This is a genomic window from Streptomyces sp. NPDC000404, assembly GCF_040300365.1.
Taxonomy (GTDB): domain Bacteria; phylum Actinomycetota; class Actinomycetes; order Streptomycetales; family Streptomycetaceae; genus Streptomyces; species Streptomyces ramulosus.
Map to the genome: position 1 here is coordinate 1 of NZ_JBEPDN010000025.1, position 5,941 is coordinate 5,941.

Consider the following 5,941-nt stretch of genomic DNA (forward strand, 5'->3'; position numbering starts at 1 on the left):
GGTGGTGTTACGGACGTAAAGCGGAGCAGTCCGTAACACCACCCCCGACCCCACCACCGCACCCACCACCACGCAGGGAGGAGATGGAACGGAAGGCGGGCCGGGACCTCAAGCCCCGGCCACGCCCCCCACTCAGCCCTCCGAGCCGCTCCCGCCCCCCGCAGCCCCCCGCACCGGCTCACACAACACGGTCACGATCTTGTTCCGCCGCCCCGCCGTGGACTCCGCCGTGAGCCGCAGCCCCGTGAGTTCGGGAGCGGCCGCATCGTCGGAGAGGTCGACGACGGCCGTGGCACCGGCGATCGGCACCCGGCCCAGCAGCTTGGCCAGCAGCCCACCGACCGTTTCGACGTCCTCGTCGTCCAGCTCCGCGAGACCGTACAGCTCCCCGAGGTCACCGATGTCGAGGCGGGCGGTGACGCGGTAGCGGTCGTCGCCCAGCTCCTCGACGGGCGGCAGCTCCCGGTCGTACTCGTCGGTGATCTCGCCGACGATCTCCTCCAGGATGTCCTCGATGGTGACGATCCCGGCCGTGCCGCCGTACTCGTCGATGACCACCGCGACGTGGTTACGGTCACGCTGCATCTCCCGCAGCAGGTCACCGGCGTTCTTGGTGTCGGGCACGAAGACGGCGGGCCGCATCGCGGAGGAGACCAGTTCGGTCTCGGCGTCGCGGCTGACGTGAACCTTGCGGGAGAGGTCCTTGAGATAGACGATGCCGACGATGTCGTCCTCGTTCTCGCCGGTCACCGGGATACGGGAGAAGCCGGAGCGGAGCGCGAGCGTCAGCGCCTGGCGGATGGTCTTGTACCGCTCGACGGAGACCAGGTCCGTGCGCGGCACCATCACCTCCCGCACCAGCGTGTCGCCGAGCTGGAAGACGGAGTGCACCATGCGGCGCTCCTCGTCCTCGATCAGCGACTCCGCCTCCGCGAGGTCGACCAGCGCCCGCAGCTCCGCCTCGGAGGCGAACGGGCCCTTGCGGAAGCCCTTGCCCGGCGTGAGGGCGTTGCCCAGCCAGATCAGCAGCTGCGGGACGGGGCCCATGATCCGGGCCAGCGGCAGCAGGACGTAGGCGGCGGCGGTCGCGGTGTTGAGCGGGTGCTGGCGGCCGATGGTGCGCGGCGAGACGCCGACCGCGACGTACGAGACGAGCACCATCACCGCGATGGCGACGGTCAGCGCCTGCCAGGTCTCGTCGAAGGAGCGCAGGCAGGCGTAGGTGACGAGCACCCCGGCGGCCATCTCGCAGCCGACGCGGACCAGCAGCGCGACGTTGAGATAGCGGGTCGGGTCGGCGGCGACGGCGGCGAGCCGGTCGCTGCCGCGGCGGCCCGAGCGGACCGCCTCCTCGGCGCGGAAGCTGGTCGTCCGGGCGAGGCCCGCCTCGGCGCAGGCGGCGAGCCAGGCGATGACGACGAGCAGCACCGCGACCGCGATGAGTTGGGTGGTCATGTGCGGGGCCCGGTCAGGTCACGGTGGGGGCCGGGGAGGGACCCGTCAGCCCCCGCTCGGCGCGCCAGCCGTCGATGATGGCCGCCTGGAGGCCGAACATCTCGGCCTTCTCGTCGGGCTCCTCGTGGTCGTAGCCGAGGAGGTGCAGCACCCCGTGGACGGTCAGGAGCTGCAGCTCCTCGTCCATGGAGTGGCCGGTCGGGGCGTCCTCGCCCTGCTTCTTGGCGACCTCGGGGCAGAGCACGATGTCGCCGAGGAGGCCCTGCGGGGGCTCGTCCTCGTCCTTGGCCGGGGGGCGCAGCTCGTCCATCGGGAAGGACATCACGTCGGTCGGGCCGGGGAGGTCCATCCACTGGATGTGCAGCTGCTCCATCGCCTCCGCGTCGACGACGATCACGGACAGCTCGGAGAGCGGGTGGATGCGCATCCGGGCGACGGCGTAGCGGGCGACGTCGAGGATCGCCTGCTCGTCGATGTCCGTGCCGGACTCGTTGTTGACGTCGATCGACATGGGGGGTGTGACTTCTCGCTTCTGGTGGGTGCCGGCCGGCCGCCCGAGGGCGGCCGGCCGGCGGAACGGACCTAGCCGCCGTTGCGGCTGTCGTACTTCTCGTAGGCGTCGACGATACGGCCCACGAGCTTGTGGCGGACGACGTCCTGGCTGGTGAGGCGGGAGAAATGGACGTCGTCGACGCCCTGGAGGATCTCCTGGACCTGGCGCAGCCCGCTCTTGGTGCCGCCCGGCAGGTCGACCTGGGTGACGTCACCGGTGATGACGATCTTCGAGTCGAAGCCGAGGCGGGTGAGGAACATCTTCATCTGTTCGGGGCTGGTGTTCTGCGCCTCGTCGAGAATGATGAACGCGTCGTTGAGGGTGCGCCCGCGCATGTAGGCGAGCGGCGCGACCTCGATCGTCCCGGCGGCCATCAGGCGCGGGATGGAGTCGGGGTCGAGCATGTCGTGGAGCGCGTCGTAGAGCGGCCGCAGATACGGGTCGATCTTCTCGTAGAGGGTGCCCGGCAGGAAGCCGAGGCGTTCGCCGGCCTCGACGGCGGGGCGGGTCAGGATGATGCGGTTGACCTGCTTGGCCTGGAGCGCCTGGACCGCCTTCGCCATGGCGAGGTAGGTCTTGCCGGTGCCCGCGGGGCCGATGCCGAAGACGACGGTGTGCCGGTCGATGGCGTCGACGTAGCGCTTCTGGTTGAGCGTCTTGGGGCGGATGGTGCGGCCGCGGTTGGAGAGGATGTTCTGGGTGAGCACCTCGGCCGGGGTCTCGCTGCCGTCGCCGTCCGCGCGGAGCATCGCGATGGAGCGCTCCACCGCGTCCTCGGTCATGGGCTGGCCGGTGCGGAGCACCAGCATCATCTCGTCGAAGAGGCGCTGGACGAGGGCGACTTCCTCGGCGTCACCGACGGCGGTGACGTCGTTTCCGCGGACGTGGATGTCGGTGTCGGGAAATGCCTTCTCGATCACGCGGAGGAGCGCGTCCCCGGATCCCAGGACCGTCACCATGGGGTGTTTGGCCGGGACGGTGAACTGGGCGCTCGCCTGCTGGTGCCTGGGTGTCTGCGTCATGGGTCGGCGCTGTGGCCTGCTCAACCCCTGTCCTTTGCCGATAGCTGATGAGCGGTGCGTATGGCTCAGCTCCTACGGCTCCAGAGTACGACGGGGCACCGACAACACCGAAAGGCTTTACGAAGACCGAAGCGGCGGGCGGGAAGGGCTCCGCCCGCCGCCGTGCGCCGTCGCGCGCCTACGCCGGGCGCCGGAAGCCGATCGTGGGGACGGCGCGGGCCGGCGGGGTGCAGCGGCCCGGTGCGGGCAGCACGGCGTCGAGGAAGGCGTAGCGGTCGCGGAGCACCCCGGCGGCCGGGGCGCCGTCCGCGCGCAGCCGCTGCCACCAGGCGACGATCTCGGCCCAGCCGGGCGCCGCGAGGGAGCCGCCGAACTCCTGGACGGAGAGGGCGGCGGTCAGCCCGGCGAAGGCGAGCCGGTCGGCGAGCGGCCAGTCGGCGAGGGTTCCGGTGACGAAGCCCGCGACGAAGACGTCGCCGGCGCCGGTCGGGTCCAGCGCCTCCACGGCGATGGCGGGCACCTCGGCGCTCTCGCCCGTACGGCCGTCGACCGCGCAGGCGCCCTCGGAGCCCATGGTGACGACGGCGAGCGGCACCCGCTCGGCGAGCTTGCGGGCCGCGGCGCGCGGGTCGGAGGTGCGGGTGTAGCGCATCGCCTCCTCGGCGTTGGGGAGGAACGCCTCGCAGTGTGCGAGCCCGTCGAGGTCGGCCGGGTCCCAGCGGCCGGTGTCGTCCCAGCCGACGTCGGCGAAGATCCGGCTGCCGCGGGCGGCGGCGCAGGCGAGCCAGGCCTCGGGGCGGCCGGGCACCAGCGAGGCGACGCAGGCGCGGGAGGGCGGCGGGCAGCCGGGGGCGTGGCCGCCGTCGAACGCGGTGTCCGGCGGCGGTGCCTCGTGGCCGTGCGAGACCATCGTGCGCTCGCCCTCGTACGCCATGGAGACGGTGACGGGGGAATGCCAGCCGGGGATGGTGCGGGAGTAGGTGAGGTCGATGCCCTCGCCGTGGCTGAGCGCGTCCCAGCAGTACTCGCCGTACATGTCGTCGCCGAACGCGGCGGCCAGCGAGGTGCGCAGGCCGAGGCGGGCGAGGGCGGTGGCCATGTTGGCGACGCCGCCGGGGCTGGAGCCCATGCCGCGGGCCCAGGACTCGGTGCCGCGCACCGGTGCGGAGTCGAGGCCGGTGAGGATGATGTCGAGGAAGACGGTGCCGGTCAGATAGACGTCGGTGGCCGGGTCGCCGTCGGTGCGGAGGGAGGCGAGCGGGTCGAGGACCGGCGCCGGGGCGCCCTGCCGTACGGGCTGTTGCTGTGGTCGTCCAGCGCTCACCGTGCTCGCCTCTCTCCCGCCGGTCCGGTCGCGGTGCTTCCCTCGCGTGCGTCCCCGTCCCGGTGGTGCCGACAGTGTGCCTGATGCTGCGGTACGTTCCGGCCCATGAGGCTCACGATTCTCGGTGGCGGCGGTTTCCGGGTGCCGCTGGTGTACCGCGCGCTCCTGGACGATCCCACGCGCGCGGTCGACGAACTGACCCTGTACGACACCGATCCGCGGCGGCTCGCGGTGATCGGGGACGTCCTGGCGCGGCAGGCGCAGGGGCATCCGGCGCCGGTGCGGGTGCGGCGGGCCGGGAGCCTGGACGAGGCGGTGACCGGCGCGGACTTCGTCTTCTCCGCGATCCGGGTGGGCGGCACCGCGGGCCGGGTGCGCGACGAGCGGATCCCGCTGGCCGAGGGCGTGCTGGGCCAGGAGACGGTGGGCGCCGGCGGGGTGCTCTACGGGCTGCGGACGATCCCGGTGGCGCTGCGGATCGCGGAGCGGGTGGCGGAGCTGGCGCCGCGCGCCTGGGTCATCAACTTCACCAACCCGGCGGGGATGGTGACGGAGGCGATGGCCGAGGTGCTGGGCGAGCGGGTCATCGGGATCTGCGATTCGCCGGTGGGGCTGGTGCGGCGGGCGGCGCGGGCGGCCGGCGTGGACGGCGCGGCGTTCGCGGCGGGCCGGGTGGCGTACGACTACACCGGGCTCAACCACCTCGGGTGGCTGCGGTCGTTGACGCTGGACGGGCGGGAGCTGCTGCCGGGGCTGCTGACGGATCCGGCGGCGCTGGGCTCGTTCGAGGAGGGGCGGCTGTTCGGCGCCGAGTGGCTGGCGGCGCTGGGCGCGTTGCCCAACGAGTATCTGCACTACTACTACTTCCGCCGGGAGACGCTGGCGTCGGTGCGGGCGGCCGCCGTCACGCGCGGGGAGTTCCTCGACGGGCAGCAGGGCGGGTTCTTCGCGCGGGCGGCCGAGGCGGGCGGGCCGGAGGCGGCGTACGCGCTGTGGGAGTCCACCCGGCGGGAGCGCGAGGAGACGTACATGGCGGAGAGCCGGGAGGCCAGCGGGGGGTGGCAGCGGGACGCCTGTGATCTGGAGGGCGGGGGGTACGACCGGGTGGCTCTGGCGCTGATGCGGGCGCTCTCCGGTGGTGCGGGCGGTTCGGGCAGCCGGCTGATCCTCAATGTGCGCAACGGGGCGACGGTGCCGGAGATGGCGCCGGACGCGATCGTGGAGACGGTGTGTGAGGTGGGCGCGGACGGGGCGGTGCCGCTGCCGTGTGCGCCGTTGCGGGCCGATCAGCTGGGGCTGATGCTCCAGCTCAAGGCGGTGGAGCGGGCTACGGTCGAGGCGGCCGTGCGCAAGGATCGCGAGGCGGCGCTGCGGGCGATGGCGCTGCATCCGCTGGTGGATTCGCCGGCGGTGGCTGCCCGGATTCTGTCTCGGGCGGCCGCCGAGGAGTGAGGGGCGGGCTGAGCGGGGGGCGCGTCTCGTCCAGCGCCATTCCGTTCTGGGGGGGGTGCCTTTGCCCGGTGGGGGTGCGGTGGTGGGGTCGGGGGTGGTGTTACGGACTGCTCCGCTTTACGTCCGTAACACCAC

General features: G+C 72.7%; 5 protein-coding genes. 1 reads left to right on the plus strand and 4 read right to left on the minus strand.

Translation table 11 applies throughout. The annotated features are described in order from the left end of the window. Positions 1-132: 132 nt before the first annotated feature. The 4 genes from ABT345_RS33110 to ABT345_RS33125 all read right to left on the minus strand — a co-directional run bounded on the left by ABT345_RS33110 (position 133) and on the right by ABT345_RS33125 (position 4,354). A complete protein-coding gene (locus ABT345_RS33110; protein WP_345083961.1) occupies positions 133-1,455 on the minus strand; it encodes a hemolysin family protein in 1,323 nt (440 codons plus the stop codon). A gap of 13 nt (positions 1,456-1,468) precedes the next feature. Then, positions 1,469-1,966: an rRNA maturation RNase YbeY gene (ybeY, locus tag ABT345_RS33115; protein ID WP_345083963.1), complete on the minus strand. Its 498-nt coding sequence runs from the start codon at positions 1,964-1,966 to the stop codon at positions 1,469-1,471. Between the two features lie 71 nt (positions 1,967-2,037). Continuing rightward, positions 2,038-3,030 (minus strand): PhoH family protein, encoded by a 993-nt coding sequence (locus ABT345_RS33120; protein ID WP_345083966.1) that lies wholly within the window; start codon positions 3,028-3,030, stop codon positions 2,038-2,040. A 178-nt stretch (positions 3,031-3,208) separates the two neighbouring features. Next, the gene (locus ABT345_RS33125) at positions 3,209-4,354 is read right to left on the minus strand and encodes a carbohydrate kinase family protein (protein WP_345083968.1); all 1,146 of its coding nucleotides are present in this window, start codon (positions 4,352-4,354) and stop codon (positions 3,209-3,211) included. Positions 4,355-4,459: 105 nt separating this feature from the next. On the opposite strand from ABT345_RS33125, the gene ABT345_RS33130 reads away from it, so the two are divergent. Continuing rightward, complete coding sequence (locus ABT345_RS33130) at positions 4,460-5,806, plus strand: 6-phospho-beta-glucosidase (RefSeq protein ID WP_345083970.1); 1,347 nt, start codon at positions 4,460-4,462, stop codon at positions 5,804-5,806. Positions 5,807-5,941 lie beyond the last annotated feature (135 nt).